This window comes from Sorangium sp. So ce321, from assembly GCF_051530195.1.
Taxonomy (GTDB): domain Bacteria; phylum Myxococcota_A; class Polyangia; order Polyangiales; family Polyangiaceae; genus Sorangium.
The window spans coordinates 8,124,078-8,137,875 of record NZ_CP150329.1 but is presented as its reverse complement, the minus strand read 5'-3'; the positions used below and the strand labels follow the sequence as shown (position 1 = coordinate 8,137,875).

Here is a 13,798-nt window from a genome sequence, read left to right as displayed (position 1 = left end):
TTCGTCAACCGGATGGAGCGCGGCGGGGCACGGGCTGCCAGGTCTGCAAGCACTGCTCTCAGGATCGAAAGACCCGGGGGTGTCCTTAAGGGGTAAACTCCAGAGATCTGTCAGGCCGAGCCCTGGCCCGCATCCTGCTACTACTGGAGGCCAGAGCGCCCGTGACGGCTTCCCCCCCCGCCGTCGAATGGGCGCTCTTTTTTTTGTCTGCTTGCGCGGAGCCGGTCGCCGGCTGGCGGTCGCGCGGCGCGGCAGACGTTCCGTCGACGTGGCGACGGTGCTCGTCCCGGTGGCTCACCGGGCCCTGTGTTGACGCCAATCGCTTCGGAAGCTTCCGGTGTCTACACGGCGCAGCGCGCGGGACCGCTCCGGAGGGTCGCCGGCGGGCCTTGTAGCGCGCGGATGGGTGGGCAAGCGCGCCGAGGCGCGGCCCGGGCGCCTGGCCGCGCGCGCCGAGGTCCTCCGCCGGCGAGAGCGCGTGGTGCGCCGCCCTGGCTTTCAGCGCGTGTGGCGCCACCCTGGCTTTCGCCGGGCGGCTGGATTTGCTAACTCCCGGCGCCCGGGTGCTGCAACTCTCCGTTCCCGGCGGCGCATCAGCGAACTCCGCGTGAGATCCCCCAGCGCACTCCTCGCCATCACGCTCGCCGCCGCCGCCAGCTTCCACGCGGGCGAGGCGCGCCCCCAGCCTGCGGCCAGCCCGGCCGATCCCGAGCCGCCCCCGCCCCCTGGCGCGGCTCCACCTGCGCCCGCGGCGCCGCCGTCCGACCGCCCTGCGCCCGCGGCGCAGCCGTCTGCCCCGCCGGCGCCGCCGGTCGACGTCGACCCGCCACCGCCCGCCGCCCCCACCGCGCCCGCCGGGATCGAGGTAACCGTCGAGGGCAACCGGGCCCCGCCGGGCTCGGTCTCGCTCTCGCGGCGCGACATCCGCGAGCTGCCCGGCGCGCTCGGCGACCCCTACCGCGCGATCGAGATCCAGCCCGGCGTGACCACCATCGCGAGCGGCATGCCGTACTACTACATCCGCGGCGCGCCCCCGGGGAACATCGGCTACTTCTTCAACGGCATCCAGGTCCCGCTCCTGTTCCACGTGGGCGCCGGCCCGAGCGTCATCCCGGCCTCCATGGTCCAGCGCGTCGAGATGCACCTCGGCCCCTATCCCGCGGACATCGGGCGGCTCGCGGGCGCGGCGATCGAGGCCGAGAGCGCGCCGCCGTCCGACGTCTGGCGCGGCGAGGGGAGCCTCCGGTTCGTCGACCTCGGCGGCGTCGTCGAGGGGCCGATGGACAGGGACACCCAGGTGCTCATCGGCGGCCACTACGCCGCCGGCGCGGCGCTCGCGTCGGCGCTCGTGCCGAGCGTCGACGCGAGCTACGCCGACTACCAGGCCCGGATCGTCCACCGGCTCGGGCCGGAGGAGCGCTTCACCGTCCTCGCTTTCGGCGCCTACGACTACCTCTCCAGCATCGACGAGGACGAAGGCGCCGACGCGCGGAACGTCCTGCTCGACAGCGACTTCCACCGCGTGGACCTGCGCTACGACCGCGATGACGCCGCCTCCGGCGCGCGCGTCCGGGCGGCGCTCACCCTCGGGCTCGACCAGTCGCGCGGGGTCGGCGTGGAGAGCGCGCAGGCCTGGAAGCTCAACGCGCGGATGAGCCTGGCCCGGCCCCTCGCCGGCGGGCGCGCGCTCCTGCGGGCCGGGGTCGACGCCGCGGTCGACCGCTACGACGTGACGCCGCGCCCGAGCCCGCCGGGCGAGGAGCCCGCCGGGCCGGACGACGAGCCCGCCGAGGGCACGGATCAGCTCGACGAGAGCTTCCCCGAGCTCTTCCGCAGCCGGCTCGACCTCGCCCTCGGCGCCTGGGCCGACGCGCTGCTCGTGCTCGGCGAGCGGTCGACCATCACGCCCGGCGTGCGCGTGGACCACTACACCTCGCTCGGCCGGACCGCGATCGCCGTGGACCCGAGGATCGTGGGCCGCTTCGGCGTCGGTGAGCACGTGCGGCTCATCCCGGCGTTCGGCCTCGCCTCGCAGCTGCCCGGCCTCGCCCCGCTGCCGGCGCTCCAGATCGGCGGCATCCCGGGCGGCCTCCAGCGGAGCCTCCAGTCGAGCCTCGGCGTCGAGGTGAGCGCCGGCCCCGTCAACCTGGGCGCCACGGTGTTCCGGCAGGTGACCTTCGGCCTGAGCGACCCGATCGGCACCGGCCGCGGCACGAACCTCAGCACGGAGCGGTTCCTCACGCGGAGCCTCGGCGACACCTACGGCCTGGAGCTCGGCGCGCGCGGCGCGCTCCGCCGCGACATGTTCTTCCTCGCGTCGTACACGCTGTCGCGCTCCACGCGCACGCGGGGCAAGGCGACGATCCCCTCGGCCTACGACCGGACGCACGTCGCGCACGTCGCGCTGCTCTACGACCTCGGCAAGGGCTGGCGCGGCGGCATCCGCCACGTCTTCTACACCGGCTTTCCGGCCGACGAGGCCTCCCCGGGCCGCCCGCCGCGCGAGCACCCGGAGCGAATCCACCCGTTCTACCGGCTCGACCTGCGCCTGTCGAAGCGCTGGGCGCTGAGCGAGCGGAGCTACCTCGGCCTCGTCTTCGACCTGCAGAACGCGACGCTCACGAAGGAGGTGTTCGACGTGAGCTGCGACGACAGCGGGTGCACCCCGCAGACGATCGGGCCCATCACGATGCCGGGGCTCGCGATCGAGGGCGGGTTCTGAGGGGAACGCCGCGCGCGAGGCGCAGTGAGCGGTGATCCGAGCCGATCCTCGCCCGCGGTCCGCGCGTCGCCGCCGCGCCCCACGACGGATCCGGCTGCTGCCTGGGCAACAACGCTGCGCGCGCGCTGCTGAAGCATCAGCAGCGGAGCCGCGCGAAGCGGCCGGGGGAGGATCCGGTACGCAAGTTGCTGTGCCGGGCGGCTCACCTCACCCCGCATCCAGGAGAGATATGCAGTATCGCCTGCTCGGAAGGACCGGTATCCACGTCAGTCCACTCACGCTCGGCTGCATGATGTTCGGCGGTCGCACGAGCGTGGAGGACTCGTACGCGATCATCGACCGCGCCATCGGCGTCGGTGTCAACCTGCTCGACACCGCCAATGTCTACAACGACGGGCGCAGCGAGGAGATCGTCGGCGACGCCCTGCGCCGGAACGGGCACCGCCACCACATCGTGCTGGCGACCAAGGTGCACGGCAACATGCACAAGGGAGACGGGCTCGATCCGAACCGGGCGGGCAACAGCCGCCGGCAGATCATCGAGCAGTGCGAGGCCTCCTTGCGGCGCCTGAAGACCGACTGGATCGACCTTTATCAGATCCACCGGCCGCAGCCCGAGTGTCCGATCGACGAGACGCTGCGCGCGCTCGACGATCTCGTCCGGAGCGGCAAGGTCCGCTACATCGGCTCGAGCACGTTCGCCGCCTGGCAGGTCGTCGAGTCGCTCTGGGTGGCCAAGGAGTACGGGCTCAATCGCTTCGTCACCGAGCAGCCGCCGTACAACCTGCTCGATCGGCGCATCGAGCGCGAGCTCATCCCGGCCTGCCGCAGCTACGGCTTCGGCGTCCTGCCCTGGAGCCCGCTCGCGGGCGGCTTCCTCGCGGGCAAGTACCAGCGCGACGGCAAGCAGCCCGAGGGCCGCTTCGCCGACGGCACCCACATGCGCGCGCCGGCGCTGCTCGGCAGCCAGCGCGCGTTCGATGTGGTCGAGGCGCTCCGGAAGCTCGCGACCGAGAGGGGCTTCACCATCAGCCAGCTCGCGCTCGCGTGGACCGCGCAGCAACCGGGGATCACGAGCCCGATCATCGGGCCGCGCACGCTCGAGCAGCTCGAGGACAACCTCGGCTCGCTCGAGCTGAAGCTCGGGCCCGAGGACCTCGCGCGGATCGACGCCATCAGCCCGCCGGGCGACGTGGTGGTCCCGTTCTATCAGGCGTCCTTCGGTCCTCACGAGCTCCGCTGGTAGCCGGGCTCACCCGTGGAGCACCTCGAAGAGCTGCTCCAGCATGCGGTAGGTCAGCCCCCAGACGACCCGCTCGTCCACGAGCAGGCAGGGCAGGTGGACGACGTTCCCCTCGTGCGTGTACGCGTAAGTCGACGCGCACTCCCCGCGCGCCAGCGGCCCGAGCGGCGTCCAGAGCGCCTCGGCCACCTCGTCGTTCAGGGTGAGCTCCGGCGTGGAGCGCAGCGCGAAGACGAACGGGGTGATGATCATCCCGACGCGCCGCCCGCGCACGACCGCGGGCAGGTCGGGCAGGCGCGCGAGCAGGGTGCCGTGCGCCGCGAGGTCGATCCCGACCTCCTCGCGCGTCTCGCGGATCGCCGTCTCGAGCAGGCTCGCGTCCGCCGCGTCGCGCCGCCCGCCCGGGAGCGCCATGTGCCCCGACCACGGGTCGCGCGGGTGCTCGGCCCGGCGGATCAGGAGGAGCTCGGCCTCACCAGGGTCCTGGCCGCCGGCGGGCCCTGGCGCCGTTCCCGGAGGCCCCGCCGGCGCCCGGAGGATCGCGGCGACCGCGGCCTGGCGCTCCTGCGTCATCGCGTCGAGCGCCGCCTCGCGCCCGCCGAGGCGGGCCACGATGGCGGCAAGGTCGTAGGAGGGGAGCACGGCGCGAGGATAGCATAGTACCTACCGGTACTTACGGATCGAGCTCGGCAGGGGGGCCGGGCGCTCGCGGTGCTCCGCCTCGCGCTACTCCGCCTCGCGCTGCTCCGTGGCGAGGAAGCTGTCCCACATGTCGCAGACCTCCTTCCTCAGCCCGGCCTGCTGGGAGATGGTCAGATCGAGGACGATGTTCTCGTCCGTATCCGCGTCGTACCTCGGCCACTCCATGGCGTCTCCGCCGTTCGGGTCTCCGTTCTGCGCGTGGCGCGACCAGTACCCCGAGATCACCCGCGATAGCTCCAGCTCGCTCTGGGTCAGCGGCTGCGGCAAGAGCAGGCTCGGGTTGCCGAACACGTACCTGATCTCGGCCGAATGGAACGACCCGAGATCGCCGAGCAGCGAGCCCTCCGGCGCGTAGGTGAAATGGTAGAGGTACGTCGCCACGCCGGCCTTCGCGATCGCGCGCGCCGCCCGGCGCGCCGGGCACACGAACAGCGCGTCGCCCACGGCCGCGAACGCCGCTGCCTGCGCCGACCCGTGGGTCGCGCTCGGGTAGCTCGCCACCACCTCCTCGCCGTGGCCGGGGGCGAGCTGCTCGGCGAACGCCTCGAGCTCCGCGTCGTCGGCGATCGAGGGTGAGCCGCCCGCGAGCGCGAAGAACAGAGTCGCCTCATCGTCGTTGCTGCCGAGGATCGTCGGCACCTTCTCGAAGCTGCCCTCCTCGAGGAGCTTGCCCGGCGTGTCGGGGAGGTTCCAGCCGTCGATGACAGGGTACCATTGCGTGCCGCCAAAGAGCATGTCGCCGCTCGGCGGCAGCGCGGTGATGACCTCCTCGGCCGACTTGCCTCGGAGGCACTCGAGCACGGAGGGCGCGTCGCCGCAGCCGAGCGCCTCGACGAACGCCTCGCCCTGCGCGGTGGCGGTCGCCTCGTCGAGGGCCGTGTCGCACGGCCCGCTCTCGATGATCGCGCGCTGGAACAGGCCCTTGCTCGGCGGTGACACCATGTGCATGCAGACGCTGATGCCGCCGGCGGACTCGCCGAACAGGGTGACGTTGCCCGGATCGCCGCCGAACGCGCCGATGTTGGCCTTGACCCACTCGAGCGCGGCGCGCTGGTCCTCGATGCCATATCCGCCCGTCGAGGGGTGATCGGGATCCTCCGATTTGAGCTCCGGGAGGGCGAGGTACCCGAGCGGGCCGAGCCGGTAATTGACGGTGACCACCACCGCGCCCGCCGTCTCGGAGAGGACCTGCCCGTCGTAATCGGCCTCTCCGCCGCTCCCGAGCGTGAAGGAGCCGCCGTGTATCCACACGAGGACGGGCAGGGACTGGGACGCCGGGCGCTCGGGGGCCCAGACGTTCACCGTGAGGCAATCCTCGCTCGAGCTCGGCTCGAAGCCCGGCATGAGCACGCGCAGCTGCGCGCACGCGGGGCCCACCTCGACCGCCTTCAGCGCCTCCGTCCACGGCTCGTGGGGCGCGGGCGGCTTCCACCGCAGCGCTCCGGTGGGCGGCGCGGCGTAGGGGATGCCCAGGAAGGCGCGCGTCGAGCCGACGACCTCGCCCTCCACAGGACCCTTGTCGGTGTCGATGCGCAGGGGAGCCGCCGCCTCGGCGCTCCCGCCGGCGCCGCCGGTGCCGCCGGCGCCCCCGTCACCAGCGCCGCCGCCGCCGCCCGGGCCCGTCGAAGCGGACTCACTCGAGCTGCAGGCCGCGGCGAGCAGGCCAAGAAGAATAGTGTACGACAATGAAGGTCGGATAGGCATGATCGTCTCCTGAAGAGGGCGTCGCGGGCGCGGGGCTGCGGATATTCCGCGAGGCTCGCCGGGGCAGTCTACTTCTCCTTCCACATCGCGGCGGCGCCGTCTCCTGCCCGCGCGCGGCGCCGGCGGATCCAGGCCAGCGCGGCCGCCCGCCGGCCTGGGCCATGGCGCGCGCCGCGACCCGGCCGCCGCGCGCCCGCAGCCTCCCGCGTCGTCACCGGCCGCAGGCGCGCCGCGAACGCCGCGGCGGGACGGGGCGGACTTGACAGGGTGAATGGCGGTCACGTCTCCTGTGCGCATGAAAGCTCTTCGCGAAGGCGGGATTGCGGGCGGCGCCGGGCATCGGGAGGCGCTGGCCAGCAGGCCGCGGCGCCGCGCCGCCCTCGCCGCGAGGCTCGGCTGGCCCCGGCTGCTGCCGTGCGCCGTGGTCGCCGGCGCTCTGGCCGGGGCCGCCTGCGGCTCGGACCCGGACCCGGGCGGCGCGGGGGGTGGAACGGGCGGCATGGCCGCGTCCAGCGCGAGCGCGGGGGGCGCAGGGGGCGAGGGAGGCGAGGGAGGCGCGGGCGGGGCCACCGCGACCACCGGCGCAGGGGGCGCGGGCGGCGGCGGAGGCGACGTCGCGCCGGTCATGCCGGAGATCCATCCCGAGGCGTTCGGCTCCCTGGATACTTCCGAGCTGACGGTGTTCGCTTTCAGCCAGGTCGAGGTGCACCAGTCGGATCCGCAGGTGATCGAGCTCGCGCCGGACATGGTGCCGAGGGCGTGGCAGCGCTGGCGCGACACCGGGCTCGCGACCGACGATTACGACGCGGATTACCCGGCGAGCTGCCGCGAGCGGGGCGTCCGCTTCGTCGCGGGCAGCACCGCGTCCGTCGTCTTCGCGGACGAGGTCGAGAGCGAGGAGCAGTTCCTGGACCAGACGACGCGGAACGCCGCCGGCGAGCTCGTCGCCCATGACCAGATCGTGGAGGGCGCCCACCGCGCGAGCATGGCGTCACCGAGCTACCGCGCGCGCCTGATCGAGATAGGCAAGCTCCAGATCGATCTCGGCGTGGACGGGCTCACCTTCGACGAGATCAACGGAGGCTACGGGGGCGCGCAGTACGACGGCAACGAGGGGTTCGACGACCATCACGTCGCGGACTTCGGGAACTACCTCTGTCGAAAGCACGGCGCCCGGTCGGACGGCTGGCAGCAGGGCTTCGGCATCATCCCGGAGGACGGCCTCGATTGCTCGGGGGCGCCGGAGACCGCCGGCAGGGGCTTCGATTTCCGCGGGTATCTGGCGCGCATGGCCGCCACGGAGAACCCCTTCGAGAGCGGGAACAAGCTGCTCCTCGAGGAGTGGGGCTGGACGATCGGCAACCGCCCGGATCCGCAGGTGGGGACCTTCGTCGAGATCTACCCGACGCTCGTCTACTGGCAGGAGGTCGTGCTCGAGCTGCGCCGCTACGCGCGCGAGCAGCACGGCCGCGAGATCTTCATCTCGTCGAACGGCGTCGTCCCGTTCGTCGATTTCCAGAGCGTGGGCCTCTACGACTGGAACATCGACGGCGACGGCCCGCGGGGGATGGACTGGGTGCCGATCGTCGATGGACACCTGGACGGCGCCGCGTCGTTCCAGGCGGCGCTGCGAGGGCTCAAGGCGCGCTCGAAGCGGATTCAAGAGCTCGTCGGCGGCAAGGAAGTCCCGCTGATGCTGTTCCTGGACTGGCCCACCGACATGATGAATCGCTACTACGGTCTCTCGCTGGAGGAGCGGAAGGACTACTTCCGTATCTTCGCCGCGGAGGTCTACGCGAACGGCCTGTACTTCGCCCTGCCGCTGCACACGACAACGGACGAGAACACGGCGACAGCGCTCGAGATGATGGACTTCTTCGCGCGCTTCCGCGACTTCTACAGGTCCCACGCGGACCTGTACCACGGCGCGGCCGACCTGACGGACCCTGTGCGCTTCTCGTTCGAGGGGTGCGCGTCCGCCGAGGATCCTGACGCCTGCGCGGAGGCGAAGAAGATGAGCCACAACCTCGCGCGGCTCCCGGACGGCCGCACGGTGCTCCACGTCATCAACCACGAGTACACCACCGCGGTGGTGGAGCAGCCCGGGGTGACGGTGAGCTTCCCGGTGGACAGGGCGCCCGCCAAGGTCACGGTCGCCTCGCTGGACTTCGAGCAAGACCACGAGGCGCCCTTCTCGTACGAGGAAGGCATCGTGACGATCGAGGTGAGCGCGCTCCCGGCCTCCGTCGCGATCATCGTCGAGTGAGCGAGGCGGTCGGCGCCGGGTGAGCGCCGCCGCCGGCGCCACGTCGGCGCTGCGTCGACGCCGCCCGAGCGCCGCGGTCAGCCGCCCTGCCGGCCGGTCGCGGCGCCCTGCGCGACGCGCGCGACGAGGCGCCGCACCTCGGCCGCGTCCACCGGCTTGGTCAGGTGGTGGTCGAACCCCGCCTCCCGGGCCCGCCGCCGGTCGTCCTCCGTTCCCCAGCCGGTGAGCGCCACGAGGACGAGCCCGGCGAAGCCCGGATCGGCCCGGAGCCGCCGGGCCACCTCGTAGCCGTCCATGCCCGGCAGGCCGATGTCCAGGAACACGATGTCCGCGCCGAGCTCCCGGGCCGCGGTGAGCGCCTCGGGGCCGGTGTGGACCGCCCGGGTGCGGTGCCCCGATATCCGGAGGAGCAGCGCCAGGCTCTCCGCCCCGTCGACGTTGTCGTCCACGACGAGGACGCGGAGCGCCGCCGTGACGTCGAGCGTCGCCGGCCCCGACGACCGAGGGCGCGACGCTGGACCCTCGGCCGCGGCGAGCGCCAACGCGGCGAGCGGGAGCCGGACGGTGAACGCCGACCCCCGGCCAGGGCCCTCGCTCTCGGCGTGGATCGTCCCGCCGTGCAGCTCGACGAGCCGCCGGACCAGGGTCAGCCCGATCCCGAGCCCGCCCTGAGCCCGGTCGATGGAGCGGACGACCTGGGTGAACATGTCGAACACCTTCGGCAGCATGTCGGCCGGGATGCCGACGCCGTTGTCCATCACCCGGACGACCACCGCGGCCCCGTCCCGCTGGGCGGCGAGCCGGATGACGCCGCCCCCGGGCGTGTACTTGGCCGCGTTGTTGAGCAGGTTCGCGAACACCTGGGCGAGCCGCGTCGGATCCGCGTCGAGCAGGAGGGGCTCCGCCGGGAGCCGCACCGCGAGCTCGTGCTCGGCCGCCTCGATCAGCGGCCGGCTCGTCTCCAGCGCGCTGTTCAGGACCGCTCGCAGGTCGACCCGCTCCCGCCGCAGCTCCACCTTGCCGCGCGTGATCCGGGACACGTCGAGCAGGTCGTCCACCATCCGGACCATGTGCCCGACCTGCCGCTCGATCATCGCCAGGATCTTCCGGTCCTGCTCCGCGCTCCCGGAGACCTGGAGGACCTCGAGGCCCGTCCGGATCGGGGCGAGCGGATTGCGGAGCTCGTGCGCGAGGGTGGCCAGGAACTCGTCCTTGCGCCGGTCCTGGTCGCGGAGCTGGTCGTACAGCCGCGCGTTCTCGATCGCGACGGACGCGATGTGGGCGAGCTGGACGAGGATCGCCTCGTCGCTCTCGGTGAACGCCCCCTCGTGCTTGTCGGAGAGCTGGATGGAGCCGAGGCTCTCGCCGCTGCGGCCGATGAACGGGGCGACCAGCTGGCCCCACACCGGCGGGCGCGCGTCCTCGTCGCGGCCGCCGCCCCCGGCGGCGAGGCTGGCGATCGCCTGGTGGGCCCCGATGATGCGCCGGGCCTGCTCGGTGATCCCCTGGAGCACGCCGTCGAGGGACCCGGACGCGTGGACGGTGAGCGCGGCATCGGCCACCTGCCGGAGGAGCCGGCCCTGCTCCCGCTCCCCGTCGAGGAGCCGCGCGAGCCGCTCCTCGTCGCGCTTGCGGTCGGTGATGTCGACCGTCACCCCGTCGAACCGCCGGGGGGTGCCGTCCGGCGCGTAGGCCGTCCCGCCCAGCGCCCGGACCCACTTGATCGCCCCCGTGGCCGGGTCGACCGTGCGGTAGTCGATGTCGTACGGGATCCGCTCGCGGATGGACGCCTCGATCGCCCGCCGGGTCAGCTGCCGGTCGTCGGGGTGCAGGCGGTCGTAGAAGGCGCCGATGGTGATGCGGGCGTCCTTCGGGAACCAGAAGTGATCCTTCACCCGCTCGTCCCAGATCAGCTCGTCGAACGGCAGATCGCAGTACCAGAACCCGATCCCGGACAGCCGGACCGCGTAACCGAGCCGCTCGTCCCGCTCCCGCACGCCACGGGCCGCCCGGGCCCGCTCGATGGCCTCCCAGCACCGGCCCACGACGAGCTGGACGAGCCCCACCTCGTCGGGCGTCCAGGGCCGCGGGGTCTTCTGGTGGACCGCCATCGCGGCGGTGAACCTGCCGGACTTGTGCAGCGGGACGCAGATCACCGCCTGGATCGTCGTCGCCCGGTACGCCGCGAGGTCCTGCCCGGCGCGCGGGTCGACGTCGACGTCCGTCATCACGTAGGGCTCGTTCTCGAGCATCAGCCGCACGCACTCGGCCCCGAAATCAGCGACCGGCCACCGGCCGACGATGCTCGGGACGTCGCGCGTGTAGTCGCCCGTGATGACGAAGACGCGCTCGTCCTCGACCTCGGCGTAGGCGCACCGGTCCGCCCCGAGGTGCTCGGCGAGCATACGGGCGCTCACGGCCATGACCTCGTCGGGGTCGACGAGCGGCTGGGTGGCGGCGGCGAGGTCGGCCAGGAACCGGTGCCGGCCCTCGCTCACGCGGAGCGCCTCGGCTGCCCGCCAGGCGTCCTGCGCCCGGGCGACGGCGCGGACGGCGGTGGCGGCGAACCGTGACACGCTGGAGAGGAGCCGCGCGTCCTCGGCGTCGAACTTCCGCTCCTCGGTGTGGGCGATGACCCAGACCGTGCCGATCGGCGTGTCGCCGTCGTGGAAAGGGACGGTCAGCGCCTCGACGACCGGCGGGTCGTTCATGGCATCCGCCGTGAAATAGCGGGCGGGATGCGAGAAGAGGAGCGCCTCGTCGCGGTCGAGGACGGTGCCGCACAGGCTCGGGTTCCGGGGCATCGTGCCGCCGAGGTTGGGCGCGAAAGCCCCGGCGATGGCCCGCCACCGGAACACCTGCCGGCCGTCCTCCCCCTCGAGGACGCTGACGCCCGCCGATTCGGCCCGGCAGAGCTCGAGGAGCAGCGACACGAGGCGCGGGAGGACGTCCTCCAGGGGCCCGGCCATCGCCGTGGCGAGGGCGAGCAGGGCCCGGTTCTCGGCCGCGTGATCCGGCAGCCGCGACGGGCGGCGAGCCAGCTTCTCGGTCACCAGCACGTCCTCGAGGCGGACCGTCGTCGGCGGGAGCGGGGCCGCGCTGCCGTGGGACCGGAGGCTCATGGGCGATCGAGCTCCGCCCGCGGGCCCGCGCGGCGCGACTGGAGCGCTCCGGGCCGTCCCGGCACCAGGGAGAGCAGGTGCCGGTGGCGTGGGGGCAGGGCGGGCAGCCGGCTGCGCTCCGGCGATCCCTGGTGGAGAGGCCAGGCGGAGTGGCCGAGGTGCTCGTCCACCTCCCCGGCGGGCAGATGATCCCGGAGGTCGGGAGGGGCCGGCTGCGCTTGCATACCTCGTGGGAGCCTTGATGAGCGGAAGGGGGCCCAGGGTACCGGACCGGTGGCGCAAAGCAAATCGTGGCTGGCTATCTGCGCAGGTAAGCGTATATAAAAATACACTTCGGTGGAGGAACGTGCGATCGCCGAGGAGAGGGGTTCTTCCAGGCCTTCGACAGGCGTTCGATGGCCCAACCGCTGTGCTCGCTCTCGACGGGCGGGGGAGCGCCGTTGAGCGACGCTGGTGCCTTGAAGGGCGCCTTTGCGGCAGCCGGCCGGCGGGCCGCGGATTCAAAAGCTCCGGGCGGGAGCCGCTCGAGTCGAGCGGCTGTTCTGGGTAGAATATTCGCGAGTCATGCCCGAGCTCCTGCGCAATGCTCACTACGTCGTCACCGTCGACCCGGTGGCGCAGCTCGCGCGGGTCACGCGGAGCGCGCTGCCGTCCGAGTCTCCTGCGCAGTTCGAGGAGAGATGGATGGAGGTGAGCCGCGCGCTCGACCTTACCGGCCGCACCGGGCTGTCCCTGCTCGTGGATCTGCGCGCCGCGGTGGGGCGGAATGATCCGGCGTTCGAGGTAGCAATGCAGCGATTGAAGCCGATAGTGATGCGAGGCTTCCGGCGCGTCGCCATCCTCGTGCGGACGACCGTGGGAGCGCTGCAGATCCATCGACACCTCCGGGAGGACGGCGTCGAGCGGATGATCGGCAGCGACGAGGCCCAGCTGCTCGAGTACCTCTCCGGCGCGCCGCGCCGCGGCCGCTGAGGGAGGCGCGGAGCCCTCGACGCCGCGCCGCGGCGAGGCTTCGTCCAGGGCGCCCTCTACCGGGGCGACTGGCTCGGCGTGTGGGGGCTCCTCCCCGCCGGCGTCCCCGCGACGACGACCGACGAGGACCTGGAGCTGCGGCTCGGCGGCAGGGACCTCCCCGTGAGGAGCGGGCTCGGCTGGCTATCGCCGGGGAGCCCCCCTGTCTGCGAGGCGCTCGATCCGCGCTGATCACCCGGGAGAATGCCTCCTCGCTGAAGCCGTCTCCCCACCGGGCCGAGGTGGTCTCCGGGTCGAAGACGCTCCCCGTCGACAGCACGGGCGGGCAGCAGGCATGGCCGCCCGCGACCAGCGCAGCGCGCGTGAGCCCGCCGGCGTACAAGGGGGCTTCCGGGGCGTACTCGCCGCCTCCGGCGATGCCGCAGAGCCCGTTGGATAGCCGCTCTCGTCCCGGGTCAACGAGCCGGCGTGATCGGGATCGAGCGCGTGGTGCACCGCGGCGCCGGGGCTCACGTCCACCGCGCCTTCTGTCGCGATATCGAGCCCCTCCATCGTGCCGTTGCCGCCTTGTCCCGCGATGGCGAAGGCGAAGCGTCATGAAGAGGACCAAGTGCGGCGAGACAGCGCGCATACGACTCTCCTTTGTAAGGCCTCACGGCGGCCACCCGCGCTTGCTTGCAGACCAGCGCATCACCCGGGCGACAGCGTGCCCTCTACAGTGCTCGCGCGATCTGCCGACGGCTCACCTTTCGTACTCTCATGACTGGCCGACGACGGCTCACGTCGCGGACGAATGACCAGGCCGGCCCACGCGCGCCCTCGCCCATATCTTCGCCCGGTGAGCGCCGCCCGCGACGCGCTCGACCACTCGCAGGCTGGTGCAGAACACCTGGGCTCGGAGCCGTGGCCCATGTCCTTATCCAGGTTGTATAGCCTCTGACTTCGATTTTCCATTTGTTTGCGTGATTCGCTTGTCAGCTCGCAAATCCAACGTATAGTGAGCTCGAGTCGAGCCCCTGCCGTCCGCCATGTAGTCATGCGGCGTGTTGCAGCGCTCGTGCCGATCC

Annotated in this window: 9 protein-coding genes; 5 read left to right on the top strand and 4 right to left on the bottom strand. The window is 72.5% G+C overall.

All coding sequences use genetic code 11. From position 1 onward, the window contains the following. The first annotated feature begins 607 nt into the window (after window positions 1-607). Window positions 608-2,722: a TonB-dependent receptor plug domain-containing protein gene (locus WME89_RS29855; protein ID WP_438003097.1), complete on the top strand. Its 2,115-nt coding sequence runs from the start codon at window positions 608-610 to the stop codon at window positions 2,720-2,722. Between the two features lie 229 nt (window positions 2,723-2,951). Beyond that, window positions 2,952-3,968: an aldo/keto reductase gene (locus WME89_RS29850; protein WP_438003096.1), complete on the top strand. Its 1,017-nt coding sequence runs from the start codon at window positions 2,952-2,954 to the stop codon at window positions 3,966-3,968. Between the two features lie 6 nt (window positions 3,969-3,974). Here WME89_RS29850 and WME89_RS29845 read toward each other — a convergent pair whose 3' ends face one another. Together WME89_RS29845 and WME89_RS29840 are read right to left on the bottom strand one after the other, a co-directional pair. Further along, a complete protein-coding gene (locus WME89_RS29845; RefSeq protein ID WP_438003095.1) occupies window positions 3,975-4,607 on the bottom strand; it encodes an NUDIX hydrolase in 633 nt (210 codons plus the stop codon). A gap of 84 nt (window positions 4,608-4,691) precedes the next feature. Continuing rightward, window positions 4,692-6,371 carry a carboxylesterase/lipase family protein gene (locus WME89_RS29840; RefSeq protein ID WP_438003094.1) on the bottom strand — a complete coding sequence of 560 codons (1,680 nt, stop codon included), beginning with the start codon at window positions 6,369-6,371 and terminating at the stop codon, window positions 4,692-4,694. A 295-nt stretch (window positions 6,372-6,666) separates the two neighbouring features. Between WME89_RS29840 and WME89_RS29835 the strand changes: the two genes are divergently transcribed. Beyond that, on the top strand, window positions 6,667-8,637 hold the full coding sequence (locus WME89_RS29835; RefSeq protein WP_438003093.1) for a hypothetical protein: 1,971 nt from the start codon (window positions 6,667-6,669) through the stop codon (window positions 8,635-8,637). 77 nt (window positions 8,638-8,714) lie between these two features. On the opposite strand, the gene WME89_RS29830 is transcribed toward WME89_RS29835, so the two are convergent. Both WME89_RS29830 and WME89_RS29825 read right to left on the bottom strand, forming a co-directional pair. Next, on the bottom strand, window positions 8,715-11,759 hold the full coding sequence (locus WME89_RS29830) for a GAF domain-containing protein (RefSeq protein WP_438003092.1): 3,045 nt from the start codon (window positions 11,757-11,759) through the stop codon (window positions 8,715-8,717). Continuing rightward, the gene (locus WME89_RS29825; protein WP_438003091.1) at window positions 11,756-11,983 is read right to left on the bottom strand and encodes a hypothetical protein; all 228 of its coding nucleotides are present in this window, start codon (window positions 11,981-11,983) and stop codon (window positions 11,756-11,758) included. Before WME89_RS29825 ends, WME89_RS29830 begins: the two co-directional genes overlap by 4 nt. Window positions 11,984-12,323: 340 nt before the next feature. On the opposite strand from WME89_RS29825, the gene WME89_RS29820 reads away from it, so the two are divergent. Both WME89_RS29820 and WME89_RS29815 read left to right on the top strand, forming a co-directional pair. Next, complete coding sequence (locus WME89_RS29820; protein WP_438003090.1) at window positions 12,324-12,731, top strand: hypothetical protein; 408 nt, start codon at window positions 12,324-12,326, stop codon at window positions 12,729-12,731. A 78-nt stretch (window positions 12,732-12,809) separates the two neighbouring features. Further along, window positions 12,810-12,962 carry a hypothetical protein gene (locus tag WME89_RS29815; protein WP_438003089.1) on the top strand — a complete coding sequence of 51 codons (153 nt, stop codon included), beginning with the start codon at window positions 12,810-12,812 and terminating at the stop codon, window positions 12,960-12,962. The last annotated feature ends 836 nt before the right edge of the window (window positions 12,963-13,798 follow it).

What these genes read in the sequence shown, in the direction of transcription:
- WME89_RS29850 (WP_438003096.1), top strand. Translation starts at nt 2,952, where the DNA reads ATGCAGTATCGCCTGCTCGGAAGGACCGGTATCCACGTCAGTCCACTC.
- WME89_RS29840 (WP_438003094.1), bottom strand. Translation starts at nt 6,371, where the DNA reads ATGCCTATCCGACCTTCATTGTCGTACACTATTCTTCTTGGCCTGCTC.
- WME89_RS29825 (WP_438003091.1), bottom strand. Translation starts at nt 11,983, where the DNA reads ATGCAAGCGCAGCCGGCCCCTCCCGACCTCCGGGATCATCTGCCCGCC.
- WME89_RS29830 (WP_438003092.1), bottom strand. Translation starts at nt 11,759, where the DNA reads ATGAGCCTCCGGTCCCACGGCAGCGCGGCCCCGCTCCCGCCGACGACG.
- WME89_RS29820 (WP_438003090.1), top strand. Translation starts at nt 12,324, where the DNA reads ATGCCCGAGCTCCTGCGCAATGCTCACTACGTCGTCACCGTCGACCCG.
- WME89_RS29835 (WP_438003093.1), top strand. Translation starts at nt 6,667, where the DNA reads ATGAAAGCTCTTCGCGAAGGCGGGATTGCGGGCGGCGCCGGGCATCGG.